This is a genomic window from Deinococcus multiflagellatus, from assembly GCF_020166415.1.
In the GTDB taxonomy this organism is placed as follows: Bacteria; Deinococcota; Deinococci; order Deinococcales; family Deinococcaceae; genus Deinococcus; species Deinococcus multiflagellatus.
On the sequence record NZ_JAIQXV010000015.1, the window covers coordinates 75,873 to 91,206 of the forward strand.

The 15,334-nt window shown below is 72.0% G+C and carries 15 protein-coding genes; 5 read left to right on the plus strand and 10 right to left on the minus strand.

Features of this window, described 5'->3' with window-relative positions:
* Positions 1–57: 57 nt before the first annotated feature.
* The 3 genes from K7W41_RS16275 to K7W41_RS16285 form a co-directional block, all read right to left on the minus strand.
* Positions 58–657, minus strand: coding sequence for a single-stranded DNA-binding protein (locus K7W41_RS16275; RefSeq protein ID WP_224610614.1), 600 nt, complete (start codon positions 655–657; stop codon positions 58–60).
* Between the two features lie 139 nt (positions 658–796).
* Positions 797–3,166 carry a penicillin acylase family protein gene (locus K7W41_RS16280; protein ID WP_224610616.1) on the minus strand — a complete coding sequence of 790 codons (2,370 nt, stop codon included), beginning with the start codon at positions 3,164–3,166 and terminating at the stop codon, positions 797–799.
* 89 nt (positions 3,167–3,255) lie between these two features.
* On the minus strand, positions 3,256–3,633 hold the full coding sequence (locus tag K7W41_RS16285; RefSeq protein ID WP_224610618.1) for a hypothetical protein: 378 nt from the start codon (positions 3,631–3,633) through the stop codon (positions 3,256–3,258).
* Between the two features lie 498 nt (positions 3,634–4,131).
* Between K7W41_RS16285 and K7W41_RS16290 the strand changes: the two genes are divergently transcribed.
* On the plus strand, positions 4,132–5,061 hold the full coding sequence (locus K7W41_RS16290) for a hypothetical protein (RefSeq protein WP_224610620.1): 930 nt from the start codon (positions 4,132–4,134) through the stop codon (positions 5,059–5,061).
* Positions 5,062–5,168: 107 nt separating this feature from the next.
* Entirely contained in the window at positions 5,169–6,317 is a 1,149-nt protein-coding gene (locus K7W41_RS16295) for an MFS transporter (RefSeq protein ID WP_224610622.1), read from the plus strand.
* A gap of 19 nt (positions 6,318–6,336) precedes the next feature.
* Here K7W41_RS16295 and K7W41_RS16300 read toward each other — a convergent pair whose 3' ends face one another.
* The 7 genes from K7W41_RS16300 to K7W41_RS16330 form a co-directional block, all read right to left on the minus strand.
* Entirely contained in the window at positions 6,337–7,191 is an 855-nt protein-coding gene (locus tag K7W41_RS16300; RefSeq protein WP_224610632.1) for a 4-(cytidine 5'-diphospho)-2-C-methyl-D-erythritol kinase, read from the minus strand.
* Positions 7,188–7,847: a 2-C-methyl-D-erythritol 4-phosphate cytidylyltransferase gene (gene ispD / locus K7W41_RS16305; RefSeq protein WP_224610634.1), complete on the minus strand. Its 660-nt coding sequence runs from the start codon at positions 7,845–7,847 to the stop codon at positions 7,188–7,190. Before ispD ends, K7W41_RS16300 begins: the two co-directional genes overlap by 4 nt.
* A complete protein-coding gene (locus K7W41_RS16310; RefSeq protein WP_224610636.1) occupies positions 7,844–8,422 on the minus strand; it encodes a UbiX family flavin prenyltransferase in 579 nt (192 codons plus the stop codon). The genes ispD and K7W41_RS16310 overlap by 4 nt, the downstream gene beginning before the upstream one ends.
* Complete coding sequence (locus K7W41_RS16315) at positions 8,419–10,536, minus strand: hypothetical protein (RefSeq protein ID WP_224610638.1); 2,118 nt, start codon at positions 10,534–10,536, stop codon at positions 8,419–8,421. Before K7W41_RS16315 ends, K7W41_RS16310 begins: the two co-directional genes overlap by 4 nt.
* A 134-nt stretch (positions 10,537–10,670) precedes the next feature.
* Positions 10,671–11,258, minus strand: coding sequence for a glycerol-3-phosphate acyltransferase (locus K7W41_RS16320; RefSeq protein WP_224610640.1), 588 nt, complete (start codon positions 11,256–11,258; stop codon positions 10,671–10,673).
* Between the two features lie 318 nt (positions 11,259–11,576).
* Positions 11,577–12,056, minus strand: a complete 480-nt coding sequence (locus K7W41_RS16325) for an SRPBCC family protein (RefSeq protein ID WP_224610642.1) — start codon at positions 12,054–12,056, stop codon at positions 11,577–11,579.
* On the minus strand, positions 12,053–12,718 hold the full coding sequence (locus K7W41_RS16330) for an antibiotic biosynthesis monooxygenase family protein (protein ID WP_224610644.1): 666 nt from the start codon (positions 12,716–12,718) through the stop codon (positions 12,053–12,055). The genes K7W41_RS16325 and K7W41_RS16330 overlap by 4 nt, the downstream gene beginning before the upstream one ends.
* Before the next feature lie 181 nt (positions 12,719–12,899).
* Between K7W41_RS16330 and K7W41_RS16335 the strand changes: the two genes are divergently transcribed.
* The 3 genes from K7W41_RS16335 to K7W41_RS16345 all read left to right on the plus strand — a co-directional run bounded on the left by K7W41_RS16335 (position 12,900) and on the right by K7W41_RS16345 (position 15,122).
* Positions 12,900–13,628 carry a TetR/AcrR family transcriptional regulator gene (locus tag K7W41_RS16335; protein ID WP_224610646.1) on the plus strand — a complete coding sequence of 243 codons (729 nt, stop codon included), beginning with the start codon at positions 12,900–12,902 and terminating at the stop codon, positions 13,626–13,628.
* A 175-nt stretch (positions 13,629–13,803) separates the two neighbouring features.
* Positions 13,804–14,547, plus strand: coding sequence for a HesA/MoeB/ThiF family protein (locus tag K7W41_RS16340; protein WP_224610648.1), 744 nt, complete (start codon positions 13,804–13,806; stop codon positions 14,545–14,547).
* Positions 14,548–14,720: 173 nt separating this feature from the next.
* Complete coding sequence (locus tag K7W41_RS16345) at positions 14,721–15,122, plus strand: HU family DNA-binding protein (protein ID WP_224610650.1); 402 nt, start codon at positions 14,721–14,723, stop codon at positions 15,120–15,122.
* Positions 15,123–15,334: the final 212 nt, after the last annotated feature.

Consider the following 15,334-nt stretch of genomic DNA (forward strand, 5'->3'; position numbering starts at 1 on the left):
GTGTGGCCCGCGCGCGGCGGCACACCCAGCAGTTAGTGGGAGAGCGAAACTCGCTGCCTAGCCCTTGAGCAGCGCGTGCAGCTCCTTGTAAATGGCCCGGCTTTCTTCCACGGTCTCACCGTAGCCGCGCATCAGGATGCGGGCGGCGTCGCCGCCCTTGCCAGCCACCTTCAGCTGCTCCAGCAGGTCTTCAATGTGGCGCCGGGCCTTGTCCATCTGGGGATCGCGCGGCGGTTCTTTCGGCAGGGGCCGGGCCGAAGCGGCGCGCGGGGCCGGGGTTTCCGTTTCCAGCTCTGAGGTATTGGCGCCGTCTTCGGGGTCGTATTCCACCCAGACCGGATCGCTGCTGGGCTGCACGCCGTAGGTGCGCGCCAGTTCGGCCAGGGCAGCCAGTTTGGCGTCGGCCAGGGTGTGGGCGCTTGCCAGCCCCTCGCGGGTGGCGCCCAGCACGCTCAGGCGGGCGCGCACGATGGGCGGCTCGGGGTGGTCACAGGCCCAGGTCAGGCTCCAGCCGGGGTCAATGGCGTCTAGCTGCGGGGCCAGCACGTCCAGATCGGGGGCCAGGGTCACGCGGGCCTGGTCGCCCCGCACGCTCAGGGTGGCCCAGGCGGTCATGCTGGCGCGCAGCGCGTCGCGCACGCGGTGAGGTTCTGCCATGCGGGCAGTGTACCGGCTTCCGGGCCCAGGCCAGCTGAAGGTTTTCCAGACGCTGCGCATGGATGCTGTCTGTGCCTTGTCCCTGCACCCTGCAGGTCCGGCGGGGCAGGCCTCGACCGTGCCCAAAACCGGCTCCGGTTTACGGCTTCAGGGTCAGGAGGCGGGTCTTGCCCCAGTCGGCGGGGCGGGTGCTCATGGGGAGATACTCGCCGGCAATCCAGCGGTTCATCTGGTCGGTGGCGTGCGGCGCCAGCGGGCTGCCCGCCTGCCCCAGGCTGCCGATGTACAGGCTGCGGTCCGGCTCGCTCAGGTCCACAATCTGGCGGTAGCTGGCGCCGTGGGTCTGGCGGAAGGTGCCGTGTTCGGGGCGGGCCACGTTCACCGTGTTCGTGCCGCCCGGGGTGGGGGCCGCGTGGTTGAACAGCCACGCCAGGGCGCCCACCTTGCCAAAAGCGCGGTGGTTGCTGGCCACCTGATGCAGCTGGCCGTAGGTCCAGCCGGTCATGTCGTCTCCCAGCCGCGTGCGCAGGTCGGCCAGGGCCGCGTCCAGGCTGCGGGTGAGCAGCGCGGCGCAGTCGCCCCGGCCCTGCACGGCGCACAGTTCGCCGCCGCCCTGCAGTTGCCGCAGCACCGACAGGCTGTTCATCACCGTGCCATTGCCCAGTTCGTCGCGGGCCATCTCTTGCAGGCCCATCAACCACGCCTCGAACAGCAGGGCGGGTCGGCTGTCCACGGTCATCCGGCCGTCCCAGGCGCGCAGGTCGGCCAGGGCGCGCCTGGCGTCGTCGCTGCCGGGGGCCGTGGCCAGCAGCAGGGTGCGGAAATCGCGCCACACGAGGCTCTGGGTGTCCAGCTGGGCGGCCTGAAAATCGGCCACGCTGAGCCTAGGCTTGGCGCTCAGCAACTGCGTGATGCGCTCGGCGCGGTAGGGCTCGGCCCAGTTGCGGGGGTTGCCCAGGTTGAAGGGGTAGGCCTGGGGCACCACCTGGTTGTTGGCGGTGACCACCAGTCCGTCGGCGGGGTTGTACACATGCGGCAGCTGCGCAAAAGGAATAAAGCCCTGCCACTCGCGCGTGCCGTCGCCGGGCACCGGCAGGCTGCCGTCCCAGCCCGCGCGGATGGGCACGCGGCCCGGGGCGTAGTAGCCGGTGTTGCCGTCCACATCGGCGTACACGAAGCTCTGGCTGGGGGCCACGTAGCGCGAGAGGGCCCGGGTAAAGTCGCCCCAGTTCTGCGCGTAGTTCAGACCCACAAAGGCGTCCATGGTGGTGTCGCGCGGTTGCAGGGCCGTCCACTTCAGGGCCACGCGCGGGCCCAGGTCGTCGGCCCCGGCGCCGCTGATCACCGGCCCATGCGCACTCTCGCGTACGGTGAGGGTCACGTCGGGCTGTCCCTTGACCCGGATCGTTTCGGTGCGGCTGCGCAGCGGGGCGCCTTCCGGCTCCAGGTACAGGTCCTGCACGTCGGGGTTCACGTTGGTCACGCCCCAGGCCACGCGGTCATTGCGCCCAATCACGATGGCGGGCAGGCCGGGAATGCTGGCCCCAATGGACTTCAGCGCCCCGCCCTGAAGGTCGGCCAGATACCACAGCATGGGCGCAGTGAGGGCGAGGTGGGGATCGTCGGCCAGCAGCGGTTTGCCGCTGACCGTGCGGCGCCCCGAGACCACCCAGTTGTTGCTGCCCTTGCCCGGCACGGCCTGCAGGCCCAGGGCCCGCGCAGCGGCGAGGTGGGCGCGCAGCTCGGCCAGCGTGGTCTCGGGGAGGAGGGGGGCGGTGGGCGCCGCGGCCGTGCGGCCATTGCGTGCGGGCAGTTCGTCCTCGCTGAGAATGGTCGGGGCACCCGCTGGGTAGGGTGCCATGACCTGAGCCAGGCCGCTTTCGCCCAGCTTCTGCACCACCCGGGCGCCCAGCACCTCTTCCTCATAGTTGCCGCCCAGGTCAAAGGCCATCAGCTTGCTCCACGACAGGCTGTCCACCTCCTGCCAGGGTTCAGGGGTGTAGCCCAGAATGCGGAATTCCGGGGCCACCTTGCCCTGGGCCTGGGCGGCATTCACGCCCGCCGTGTAGGCGCGGATCAGGCGCCGCGAGCGGTCTTCCAGGGCCGGCAGGGCCGAGAGGGTGGCGCGCTGAAAGCCCCAGGTGCGCAGGAATTTGTCCTGGGGCAGCGCGGCCTCGCCCAGCACTTCGGCAAGGCGGCCCTGGGCCACGCGGCGCTGAAAATCCATCTGCCACGCGCGGTCCTGCCAGTGCACAAAGCCCAGGGCGAACACGGCGTCCTCGTCGCGCTGGGCGCGGATGTGCGGCACGCCCCAGGCGTCGCGGGTGATCTGCACCGGCCCGCCCAGCCCCGGGGCCTGCAGGGTGCCGGCGGTGCGGGGTTCCGAGGTGGCGCGCAGCCACGCGTAGCCGCCTGCCCCCGCCGCCCCCAGCAGCCCCAGCGTGACCAGAAGCCCGAGCGCGGCCCGCTTGCCCCAGGAGGGGCGCCTTGTGCCCTGTGTGCTGTTCATGTGGTACCGGGCAGCATAGCGAAGTTCGCGCCGCCCCCCGGTGGGTGGAGCGGCGCGGCGGGGTGGGCCGGGAACGACCCCCCTTTGCCCTAGAACTCTTCGCTTGCCAACGCGGCGTTGGCCTGGGCGCAGCGGCCATGCAGCGGCAGGCGCTCGGCCAGCATCAGCAGCGCGTGGACATCGGTGTGCGAGAGCCCGGAACGGAAGCTGGCCGCCACGGGGGTGGTAAAGCAGGGCTGCGGCTCGGGCAGGGTGCAGTCCAGCACGCAGAACTCAAAGGCGCTGTCGTCGGGGCGCGACATCTGGTGGGTCACGGCGGCGCCGTAGCCGTTGGCAAAGCGGAAGACCAGCAGTTCGGCGCCGGGCAGGGTGTGGCGCTCGGGCAGGGCCGTGACCTGGGGAAAGGCCGCCGCTGGCACGAACAGCAAAGGGTTGATCGAAAACCCGCTCGGGTCATGCAGGGTCATGGTAGAAACCGCCTCCTTTTGCCGGCCTGTCGCCGGTTTCTGTCACCGGAACCGCGCACCGTCAGTCTGAGTAATCTTGCGCCGCGCAACTGACATGGGCCTTACGGCGCACAAGTTCAAGACCGCCGGGAGGCGATGAATAAGGGGGCGAGATGAGCGGGGCGCAGCGTGGGGACCGGCGCTGGGGCGTGGTCCACGCCGCCCAGCCATGAGAAACCGGCGCATCCCCTGGGCGGGCGGGTGTGATAACGGGCGGTCTGCTGGCCCCTTTCTGCCGCCCGGCCCCACCCCGCGCCCGTGAGTGGACCCTGACCTGGCACTGAGGGGGGTGAGGGCCACCCCATAGGCCCCTGAGCAAAGGCCACAGGCGACCTTGGCCGTCCCTGCAGAAAAAGCCGGGGGTTCGCCCCGCAAGGTAGGCGGCAGGAGCGCCAACCCGGCCGCTCCCTGTTCACCGCCAGCCTGCCCGTTCCCGGAGCAGCTGGCCGAGGTGCCTGCATGCGTCAACCCCGTTTCCGCTCGACCGCGCTTCCCCGCCTGTTGCTGGCGTCTCTGACCCTGGGCCTGCTGGCCGCCCCCGCTGCACAGGCGCAGACCACCCCAGTGCCGGCCCAGACCACGCCCAACCTGGGCCTGCCGGGCCGCGCTGCCCCGAACCAGCGTGCGCCGGCGACCTCTCAGAGCGGCAGTTCAGACAGCGCCCAGTCCAGCAGTGACGCGGCCCCGACCGAGGCCCCGGCCACCGAGCCAACTGACGCCGCCGAGACCGACGCCACGGCCCCGGCAGCGGCCGACGTGGCCCCCGCCAGCACAGCACCGGACAGGCCCCTTCCGGCCACGGGCGAGTTGAAGGTGCCCGTGCTGGACGGCGAGCGGGCCCTGAAAACGGTGGCCACGGTGCTGGGCGAGGCGGTGATTTACGCCCCCGCCACCCAGAACGCGCTGACCCGAACCGTGCAGGTCCTGGAGGCCCAGGGCTACACCCGGGTGACGGAGGGGACGAGCGGCGAGGACGCGCAGACGGTCCGGCTGCAGAAAGACGACCAGACCTACGAACTGAGCGGGCGTACCCAGGTGGGCCTGACGGTGGTGGCCCTGGCCCGGGTGAGGGACAGCCCGGCCCCGGCTGAGGGTGGAGACGCTTCAGAGGCCAGTGAGCCAGACAGCAGCGAAGCCGACACCAGCGAACCGGCCCCGGCCACCACGCCCGCCGCCGAACCAGGGGCGACGCCTGACCAGAGCGCGCCTCCAGCTCCAGAGGACGCCGGGGAAGGCGAGGCGGCACCAGAAGAGACAGCCCCCGATGCCGAGCCCGCCCCGGATTCCGAACCAGCTCCCGAGAGCACGGAGCCGGAGACCGGTACATCTGGGCCGGCAGAGGAAACGACTCCGGCACCCGGCGCGCCCACGGGTCCTGCCCAGCCCTGACCACTCCCAAACCCCCGCCCCTTCACCGGCCGCCTTTTGGGGCGGCTGGTCCGTTTGGGCTGCAAGGCAGGCGCCAGCCGACCGCGCCCACAGGTACAATCGGCGCGATGCTCTGGCGGCGGCCCCTGACCATGTTGCGGCTGCTGGCGCTGCTGGCCCTGAGCGAGACGGTGCGCGCCGCGCTGTTCGTGGGGGTGTTGCCCCTGGCTGGCCCGGGGCTGGGCCTGGGGGCCGCCGTGATTGGCCTGATGGCCGGCGCCCACTACCTGGCCGACGCCCTGGGGCGCGGGCCAGCCGGGGCGCTGGTGGCGCGCGTGGGCCTGGGCCCCAGCCTGCTGGCGGGCGCGCTGCTGGGGGCCCTGACGCTGCTGCTGGCGCGCCAGGGCCTGGAGGCGCTGGGCGCGGTGCTGGTGTGTGCGCTCTGGGGGCTGGGCACGGCGGCGCTGTGGCCGGCCGTCATGAGCGCCTCGCAGGCGCTGGCCCACCCGGCGCGCACCGCCCGCGCCCTGACCGTGACCAACCTGACCGCCGTGCCCGCCGTGCTGACGGGCGCGCTGGTGGCCGGGCCCCTCATGCAGCACTGGCCGCAGGCGGTGTGGAGCGCGTTGCTGCTGCTGCAGGGCGCCGCCGCCGCCCTGGCCCTGAGCCTGTGGCGGGCGGCCGTGCCGCTGCGCCCGGTGCCGGTGCCCTGGCGCGAGTGGCGCCCAGTGGCGGCGCTGCTGCCCACCGCCTTTGTGCAGACGCTGGCGCCGGGCCTGCTGGTGACCACCCTGTATCCCATGCTGGCCGCGCTGGGGCTGGGCCTGGATGACCTGCTGCTGCCCGGCGCCCTCACCGGGGCCCTCATCGGCGCCAGCGCCGCCCTGCTGGGCCGCGTGGCCGACCGCGACCACCCGCGCCGGGCGCTGCTGCCGGGGCTGGCACTGCTGGCCGCTGGCTTTGCGCTGGCCGCGCTGACAGGCGCCCAGTTCCTATGGGGGCTGGCGGCCCTGGCAGGCGTGGGGTTCGGCGCTTTTCTCACTGGCTGGAATGGCCTGGTGGCTCGCACCCTCCCGCAGGGGCAGCGCGCCGCTGCCTGGGGCGCGGTCATGACCGCCGAGGCCCTGGGCGCCGCCGCTGGCCCCATGCTGGGCGGCGCGGCGTGGCAGGTGTGGGGCGTGGCCGGGGTGTTTGGCCTGGGCACGCTGGCCTTTGGCGGGGCGCTGCTGTACGTGGCCTTTGGGCAGCGGGAAGGCGCCATGAGCCATGAGCCATGAGCCAGTTTCCCTCAGGGGTTTACAGGGTGCAGGCGGCCGTCACCCACCAGTGGGGGTGGGCGCGGGCCAGGGCGTGGGCGGCGTCGTGGGCGTGGGCGTCGTCGCGGGCCAGGGCAAAGCAGGTGCTACCTGAACCGCTCATCAGGGGCGAGTGCAGGCCGGCGCGCTCCAGCACCCCCAGCACCTCGCGGATGGGCGCGTGGCGGGCGGCCACCGGGCCCTGCAGGGCGTTCAGGTAGGGCACCGGGCGGCCGTTGGACAGGGCGGCCACAATCGCTTCAATATCCAGGGCGGTGGTAAAGGCTTCCTCGGCGTCCAGCCACCTGTAGGCGTCGCCCGCACTCACGGGCACGCCGGGGTTCACCAGCACCAGCGCCGTGCGCGGCACCGGGGTGGGGGAGAGGATCTCGCCGGTGCCGGCGGCGGTGGCGGCGTGGCCCAGCAGAAAAAAGGGCACGTCGGCCCCCAGGCGCCGGGCCAGCGGGGCCAGGGCCACCCCGGACGGATACAGCCGCGCCAGGGCCATCAGGGTGGTGGCGGCGTCGCTGCTGCCGCCCCCCAGCCCGGAAGCCAGCGGCAGGCGCTTGTGCAGCGTGATGGCCGCGCCCCCGCTCACCCCGGCGGCGTCCAGGTAGGCCCGCGCCGCGCGGTAGACCAGATTGCCCTCGTCGGTGGGCAGATCGGCGCCCTCCACGCGCAGGCTCAGGGTGGGGGCCGGGGCAATGTCCAGGTCGTCCCCCACATTCAGCGGCACCATCAGCGAGTGCAGGTCGTGGTAGCCGTCGGCGCGCTGTGAGCGCACGCTCAGGCCCAGGTTGACCTTGGCGGGCGCAAAGTACGTGACGGGAGCCGTGGCGGAGGGGCCGGTCGTCATGGGGCCTCAGCATCCCACACCGGGGCCAGGGCCAGGGCCAGTTGCAGGTCGCCGGGGGTGGTCACCTTGAACAGCCGCGCGTCGCCGGGAATGAGCGCCACCGGGTGCCCCAGCCGCGCCACCAGCCCGGCGTCGTCGGTGGCGCTCTCGCCGCTGCGCCGCGCCGCCTCATGGGCGCGCAGGATCAGCTCGCGCCGGAACGCCTGCGGGGTCTGCACCGCCCACAGGCCCTCACGCGGCACGAGCTGGCCCCAGTGCTGGGCCCCCTCTCCGGCCTGCACCAGCGTGTCGGCCACTGGCAGAGCGGCGGTGGCGGCGCCCTGGGTGTCGGCGGCGCCGCGCAGTGCGTGGATCACGGCGGCCGGCACGAAGGGCCGCGCGGCGTCGTGGATAAGCACCACTTCCGCGTCGGTGGCCCCCAGCAGGGCGTGAACGGTGGCCTGCCGGGTGGCGCCGCCGCTGATGGCGCGCGCAGGCACCCCTGGGGGCAGGGCGTGGTCCTCCGGCAGCGCCACCAGCACTTCGTTCACATGGGGCGCCAGCGCGGCCACGCTGCGGGCCAGCAGCGAGCGCCCGGCCACCTCCACGAAGGCCTTGGGGCCCAGGCCCAGCCGGGTGCCGCTGCCGGCGGCGGGAATCAGGGCGGCGACCTTCACCGGGCCGGTCCTGGGTCGTCCTCGCGCCAGCGGCGAAAGCCGGGCACGTCCAGCCTGAACTGGTCCAGCACCCGCGCGGTCACGAAATGCAGCAGTTCGTCCACATCCTGCGGCGCGTGGTAGAAGCCGGGGCTGGCGGTCATCACGGTGGCGCCCGCGTCGTGCGCGGCCAGCAGGTTCACCAGCATGGGGCGGGGCAGCGGGTCCTCGCGCACCACCAGCACCAGGGGGCGGCGCTCTTTCAGGGTGACGTGCGCCGCGCGGGTGAGCAGCGTGTCGGCAAAGCCATGCGCGACTTTGGCCAGGGTGCCCGCGCTGCAGGGAATGAGCAGCATGCCGTCGGTGCGAAAGGAGCCGCTGGCCACGCTGGCGGCCAGGTCGCGGTCCTCGTGCACCTGGGCCGCCTGGGCCACGAGGTCGGGCAGCTGGGGCCCAGCGCCCTCGGCGGTCATCACCCGTTTGGCGCCGCTGCTCACCACGAGGTGCGTCTCCACGTTCAGGGCGCGCAGGGCCTGCAGTGCCGAGAGGGCATACGGCATGCCGCTGCCGCCCGAGACCCCCACCACCAGCCTCATGCGCCGCTCGCTTCGCGCCGCAGGCGGCGGGCGTGGCGCAGTTCGGCGGCAATAAAGGCCAGCAGGTTCAGGGCGTACACCAGCACCAGCCCCGCCACCAGGACCGCGCGCGTGCCCTCCTGGCCCAGCACCGGCAAGAAAGGCACCGTGACCAGCCCGGTGGCCGGAAACAGCGCCGCAATCAGCGCGCCCCAGGCCAGCAGCAGCATGCTGCCCCAGGGGCTGTCCAGCAGGGCCGAGCCCGGCAGCAGCAGCGCCAGCGCGCGGTAGGCCAGGGGCCGCGCCTGCGCCAGGGCCACCGCCGAGGCCGGCAGCAGCAGCGCCAGCGCCAGCAGCGCGGCCAGCAGCCCCGAACCCAGCAGCGCCAGCCCCAGGCGCGGCGAGCCCCCGCCCGACGGGTCCAGCACCGACAGCGGCTCGCGCAGGGCGCCGCGCAGCGTCACGCTCAGGTCGCCGGTCACGGCGCGGGTCAGGCGGCGCTGGTCGGGGTAGCACAGCCGGGGCGCCCCGGGGCGGTAGGTGCGCTGAAAGGCGGCTTCGGGGGTGCCGGGGTTCAGGCCCAGGTTAAAGGCCGCTGCTTCCAGATCAGGCCGGGCCGACAGGGCCGCGCGGTAGAGTTCGCGCGCCTGAGGCTCGTCGCCGCGCGTCTGGGCAATCACGCCCAGGTTGTTGCGCACGCAGGGGTCGGTGTCGGCAGCGGCGTAGCGCTCTCTGGCCTGGGCGTCCTCGCCGTCAAGCTGCGCGCTCAGGCCCGAGAGCAGCGCGGCGTCGGCGCCGGGGCGCAGGGCCAGCGCGGACAGCTGCGCGCCGCCCCAGCCGCCGCCGTAGGTGCCGCTGGCCAGCGCGGGCGAGCGCAGCCCCGCGCCCGCCAGATTGGCCCAGTGCAGCCCGCCCGTGACCACCAGCAGGCTCAGCGCCAGCAAAAACAGCGTGAGGCGCTCGCCGGGGGTGGCGTAGGCCACGAACACCCGACGCGCGCGCGACAGCGGATGGCGCAGCCACGAGCGGTAGCGGCCCCCCAGCGCCCGCGTGTCCTGGGCCTGGGGCCGCCACGCGCGCACCGCCAGGGCCAGCAGCCCCGAGAGGAGGGCCGCGCCCAGGCCCAGCATGGCCAGCCGGGCGGCGTCACGCACCTCGCGCAGGCCCTCGGGGCCCAGGTTGTACAGGGTGCCGGCGCGCAGCGAGCGCGAGAACTGCCGCCACTCGCCCGCCTCGCCCTCGCGGCCCTGCTGCTCCAGGGCCTGGGCGTAGCGGGCGTAGAGCGCCTCGCCGCCTTCAAAGCGGGGGTGCAGTTCGCGCAGGTAGGCCATCCACACCCCGGCGCGGGCCAGTCGCCGCTGGTCCAGCAGGGTGCTCACGTAACCCGCTGGGTCGCCGTAGGCCTTCAGCGCCTCCCGGCTGACGCTCACCGCCGGGTCAAAGCCGCGCGCCGCCGCGTCGCGCCGGGCGCGGTCCAGGGCCAGGTCGGCCGCCGAGGGAAAACCCGCGCTGTCCAGCCGCGCGGCCAGCGCCACCCAGGCGGGAAAGGGCAGATTGCCCCCCAGGGCGCGGCGCACGGCGCTCAGGGCGGCGTAGGGATCGGCCCGCCGGGCGCTGGCCTCGCGCACCGCCAGGAAGGGGTTCAGCGGGTCCAGGGCAGCGGCGCGCGCCACCTCGGCGGCGGGGGTGGTGTCGGCGGCGCGCGCCAGCCAGCCGGTGATCTGCGGCACGGGTGGGGGCACCACCCGCTCCTGCACGGTCAGGCCGCTGGCGGGGTCCAGGGTAAAGCGCTCGGTCAGGCCGTTCAGTTCGGTGCTCACGCGCACCACGCCGCCCGAGGCGTCCAGCGAGGTCACCACGCCGCTCAGGTCGGCGCGGGCGGCGGCCACGCCGCCTGCCCCCAGTTCGTACACGGCGGGCCCGGCGCCCAGCAGCAGGCGCCCGTCCAGTTCCAGCGGCCCGGTCAGGGGGCCCCACGAGGCCGGAAAGGTGCGCTGCCAGCGGGTGCCGGTGCCGTCCGGCTCTACTATTAGCGTGCGGCCGTTCAGCGTGGCCGTGGCCTGGGCGGTGCCCGTCAGCAGGGCCAGCAGCAGGCCTGCGCGCGCTAGCCCCCCAGGGCTGGGTGCGCGCCTCATGCGGCTTCCGAAAAATTCTGTCACGCCTGACGGAATTTTTCCGACCGGAGGGAGAAGGAAAGGGTACGGATTTCCGGGAATTGGAGAAACATCCAGTTCTTTTCTGGATGTTACGGAAATGAACGGAATCCGTATCACGCGCCCTCCGGGCGCCCGGGGCGGGCCAGCAGGTGCGCGCTGCGTACGGCCATTACCACGCCGCCGGCCAGCAGTTCGCCCAGGCCGCCGTACCGGGTGGCCAGCAGCAGGCCCACCGGCAGGGCCACCACCGTGGCGGCCGGCACCGCGTTCAGGCCCACGCGGCGCTGCAGCGTGGCGCGGTACAGGGGGATAAACAGCAGCGCCGTGCCCAGGGTGCCCAGCAGGGTTACCGGGGCCAGCACCAGAAGCGCGCCCAGCAGCGGCGCAATGCCCCCGCCGCCCCGGAAGCCGAAAAAGAGGGGATAGCAGTGGCCCGCCACCACGGCCCCCATGGCCAGCCAGCCCCATTCTGGGGCCAGCGCCCGCGCCAGCAGGGCGGCCAGAGCACCCTTGGCGATGTCCAGCGCGGTCACCAGTACGGCGGCCCGGCGGCCATACTGCCGGAAGGTGCCGCTGCCGCCGGGCAGGTCCCGGTCCCGGATGTCGGCGCCCTGGGCCCGCGAGTACAGCACCCCGGCCACCAGGGACCCCAGCAGGTACGCGGCGAGAGCGGCAAGGACAGGCGCGGCGGACGGGGGCATACGCAGGGCATTGTATCGGGGCGTGCTTGGCGGCAGCAGCGAGAGCCGACAGGGTACGCTGCTCTTCCGCTCCCGCCTGAGAAGTGCTTCCGGGGCTGGCTCCAGGTGAGACACGTTTTTCCCGACGAACCAGGGCCCCGTTCGCACTCTAGGCACGGTGGAAAATCGTCTCTGGTCACTTCCTCTGTTGAGACGCACAGCTGCTTCGTTGAAAGCGGCCTCGCACAGCCGAACAGGCCCTGCCAGACGTGAGGCTGACCACTCGGTGCCGTTCCAAAGGGACTGGGGCTTGCCCAGACACTCTTGGGCCCTCCTGCCCTAGGCCCCGGGGTGCAGGGCGCCGCCCGGCTGAAGATGCTCACCGGCGTCCAGGTCGTTCAGGACAGCTGGCAGCCCCCGGGACAGCATTTTGCGGCGAACGCTGCCCAGCAGCCGGGCCATGATGAAGCCTTCGGCGCCTCTAAAACCGGTGTGCGACCAGGTCAGGCGAGTGCCGCCGGGTACCTCCTCCAGGCGGTTGGTGACGAGGCTGGGGCTGTCACCGACCTTATTGCGCCAGGTGTAGCGCAGTAGGGAAGGAGCCTGGGCGTCCAGCACCTCGCACAGCACGATCCCGTCCCATCCGGGAAACGGCTTGCCCACAAAGCGAAACCGAGTGCCCGCCTTCGGCACGAAGCCCTCGGGTCGGCCGCCCTGGCCGGCCGAGGTCCACAGCGGCACGAGTTGCGGGTCGGTCAACGCGGCCCAGACCAGGGGCCGGGGATACGGATAGTCCTTGACAATCACGTGCTGGCTCATTGGGGGCCTCCTGGGCGTACAGCCAGAGGATCAGGGGTCACGGCGACCACGCGGTACAGCGTGGGCTGGGGCGCCGCCTGCGTTGGGTTCTGGCCGCCCACTGGGGGCCACAGTGGCCTGCCCGCTTGCCACTGCTCGGCGCTGTCCCAGTGCGCAATAATGACGATTTGGCGGGGATTGCCCGGCGAGACAGCGCGGTGCAGCCAGGCGCTCCGCAAGCCTGGGGGTTGGGGGTGCGCGGCGACGTGGGCGGCCCAGTCCTCCTCAAACACGTCAGCCTCCCCGGCGGACAGGGTGAGTGGATGAATCATGGTCAGTGGCTCGACTAAGCCGCTGTGAGCAGAGTGCGGCTCTGACACACCAGAGCCCACCCGGTACAGGGCAGGCTCAGCGTTGAAGCCGCCAGTCTGGGCCTGACGCTGGCGCTCAGCTGTGGGCCGAAAGCCGCTTAAGGCCGCCTCCCACTGCTCGGCGCTGTCCCAGTGGGCCACATTGACAATCGGATAAAGGGCTCTGGGCGACACCGCGCGGTGCAGACGGGTGCCGCGAAACCCGGGCGCCTGCCCAAGTAAGGCGGTGCTGGCAGGCCAGCCTGCCACAAAACCGTCGACTGCCACAGTGGGCAGGGTGAAGAGGTTCACCAGAACGAGAGGCTCAGCCATGAACAGGCTCCTTTTGGCAGACAGGAAGACGGAGAAGAACCATCTGCAATTTTTATAGTAACTATAAATTATTTAGCCAATGTAATCAGTGATACGCAGATCGCGTGCCTGCCCACACACGTCATCACGTCGTGGTCTCCTCGCCCTGCGGGCGCGCGGCTCCCAGGGGTAGACTCAGGGGGTGAACCTGCCCACCTCGCCTGACGCCCCGACGGCGGCTGAGCCGGGCGCCGCGCCGCTGTCCCTGAGGCAGCGCCGACAGCAGGAGCTGCGCCAGCAGCTGTCCGATGTGGCCACCCAGATGTTTCTGGAACGCGGCTTCGATGCTGTGCGTGTGGCGGATGTGGCGCGTGCCTGCGGCGTCACGGAAAAGACCGTCTTCAATCATTTCCCCACTAAGGAATCGCTGCTGTCTGACCGCTGGGATGACATGGCCCAGGCACTTCGCCGCAAACTGACCGACCCAGCACTGACACCCGTGGCGGCGGCATTGGCAGTGCTGGGAACAGAACTAAGTTTTCTGACAGCCTCTGGGACCTCGGGGGCCCCCTCTCTGGCGCAAGTGCGGCGGTACAGCGACCTGATCCGTACAGCGCCGTCCCTGATGGCCCACCAGCGCCGCGCCCTAGATCGGCTCTGCGATGCAGCGGCCCTGGCCCTGGCCGAACGAACGGGCGCCGCACCCGAGGATCCCGAGGTTCTGATCACGGCGGCGGCCCTCAGTGGCCTGTGGACTGTCTATTTTCACAGCCTGCGCCGTCACCTGTATCTGGACGACGGCGCGCAGGTCCGGGCCGAGGTGGAGTGCGACCTGCGCCGCGCTGCCGATGTGCTCCGCCTGGGTCTGGAGCGCACGCCGGGTGACGCGGCTGAAGGCCGAAAGGCGGCGCGCCAGACAAGCCCAACCTAATGCTGCCCGCCACGCCGACAGACGACAGCCTGTATGAGATGTCTGCAAAGGCGGAAGCTTTTCGCGCGCCCTGGGCCCCGCCTCGTTAGTCTTCTCAGTCGCGGTTGCGGGTGCCCATACAGTGGCCGCTACCTGCTTTTTGCCAGGTGGCCGTGTCACTCTCTACACTCGGGGCGTGACCTCTGCCCCATCCCTCAGCCGCGCCGAACTGCGCCGCTACAGCCGCGCGCTGCTGGTGCCGGAATGGCAGGAGGCGGGGGCGCAGGCCCGCGTGGGGGCCGCGCGGGTGGTCGTGGTGGGGGCCGGTGGCCTGGGCAGCCCGGTCATTGCGGCGCTGGCCGGCGCCGGGGTGGGCGAACTGGTGATTGCCGAGGGCGACACCGTGGACCTCAGCAACCTGCACCGCCAGAGTCTGTACACCACCCCGGATGTGGGCCACCCCAAGGCCGAGCGCGCTGCTGCCCGCGCCCAGCAGCTTAATCCCCATGTGCGGGTGCGCGCGGCGCCGCCTGTGGATGACCAGAACCTGCCAGAGCTGCTGGCGGGCGCCACGCTGCTCATTGACGCCACCGACAACTTCGAGACCCGCTACCGCCTGGCCGATGCCTGCACGGCCCTGGGGCGCGAATGGGTGTGGGGCGCCGCCAGCGGCACCAGCGGCATGGTCAGCGTGTTTGGCCCGGCCCTGGGCCTGCGCGACGTGTTCCCCGAACCCGGGGGCGCGGCCTCCTGCGATGAGGCGGGGGTGCTGGGCCCGGTCCCCGGCGTGGTGGGCGCCCTGATGGCGACCGAGGCCCTGAAGGTGCTGGGCGGGGTGGGCGAGCCCCTGCGCGGGCGCCTGTGGACCTATGACGCCCTGAGCGGCCACACCCGGGTGCTGCGCCTGGGGGCGCCCCAGGGGCAGGGCCGCGCGCCCTGAGCCGCGGCCAGGTCGGCGGCCCCGTGGCTGACCCGGTGGCCAGCTGGTGGACCAATCCCCCCTTCATCCCCCCTAAAGACCCCGTCCAGGGCGGCTTGACGCGCCGTGCGGGTGTGTTACTGTGCGCCTGAGCCGACAATCCAGCTCGACTTCAGTTCTCGGAGGTTCTTCCCATGACCAAGAGCACCAAGTCCGCCGCGAAGCAGCCCGCCCGCAGTGCCGCCCGGAGCGGCAGCGCCGACCGCCGGGGGAGCGCCGGCTCGTCACGGGGCGAGAACGCCTCGCGCGGCGGGGACGGCGGCAAGATCGCCAAAACCCAGATTATTGACATGGTGGCCGAGCGCACCTCGCTGAACAAGAAGCAGGCGGGCGACGCGGTGGCGACGATGCTTGACTGCGTGGTCTCGGCGCTGCGTTCGGGCCAGAGCGTGGGCCTGCCCGGCCTGGGCACCCTGAGTGTGGCCCAGACCGCCGAGCGCAGCGGCGTGCGCCCCGGCACCTCCGAGCGCATCACCATTCCGGCCGGGAAGAAGGTGCGTTTCAAGGTGGCCACGACCTTGAAAGGCGGCCTGTAAAGCCTGTATTTGGCCGCAGCGGCGCCCACGTGGCGCCGCTCTTTTTTATGTTTTGTGGATGTCGGTCTCGGCTCAGGTGTTCAAGTTCTGGAGGTGCCATGTCAGCAAGAAGAGGACCTTGATGAATGTTGGCGAAAGTGTGTCGAAGATGCGCTCACGCGCGCTGGTCTTTGCCCAGAGGCTGGCTGAATAAGCGGGCGGCGCCCAGACCC

Coding starts and splice junctions, on each gene's coding strand:
- K7W41_RS16275 (WP_224610614.1), bottom strand. CDS start 657: ATGGCAGAACCTCACCGCGTGCGCGACGCGCTGCGCGCCAGCATGACC.
- K7W41_RS16280 (WP_224610616.1), bottom strand. CDS start 3,166: ATGAACAGCACACAGGGCACAAGGCGCCCCTCCTGGGGCAAGCGGGCC.
- K7W41_RS16285 (WP_224610618.1), bottom strand. CDS start 3,633: ATGACCCTGCATGACCCGAGCGGGTTTTCGATCAACCCTTTGCTGTTC.
- K7W41_RS16290 (WP_224610620.1), top strand. CDS start 4,132: ATGCGTCAACCCCGTTTCCGCTCGACCGCGCTTCCCCGCCTGTTGCTG.
- K7W41_RS16295 (WP_224610622.1), top strand. CDS start 5,169: ATGCTCTGGCGGCGGCCCCTGACCATGTTGCGGCTGCTGGCGCTGCTG.
- K7W41_RS16300 (WP_224610632.1), bottom strand. CDS start 7,191: ATGACGACCGGCCCCTCCGCCACGGCTCCCGTCACGTACTTTGCGCCC.
- K7W41_RS16310 (WP_224610636.1), bottom strand. CDS start 8,422: ATGAGGCTGGTGGTGGGGGTCTCGGGCGGCAGCGGCATGCCGTATGCC.
- K7W41_RS16315 (WP_224610638.1), bottom strand. CDS start 10,536: ATGAGGCGCGCACCCAGCCCTGGGGGGCTAGCGCGCGCAGGCCTGCTG.
- K7W41_RS16320 (WP_224610640.1), bottom strand. CDS start 11,258: ATGCCCCCGTCCGCCGCGCCTGTCCTTGCCGCTCTCGCCGCGTACCTG.
- K7W41_RS16325 (WP_224610642.1), bottom strand. CDS start 12,056: ATGAGCCAGCACGTGATTGTCAAGGACTATCCGTATCCCCGGCCCCTG.
- K7W41_RS16330 (WP_224610644.1), bottom strand. CDS start 12,718: ATGGCTGAGCCTCTCGTTCTGGTGAACCTCTTCACCCTGCCCACTGTG.
- K7W41_RS16345 (WP_224610650.1), top strand. CDS start 14,721: ATGACCAAGAGCACCAAGTCCGCCGCGAAGCAGCCCGCCCGCAGTGCC.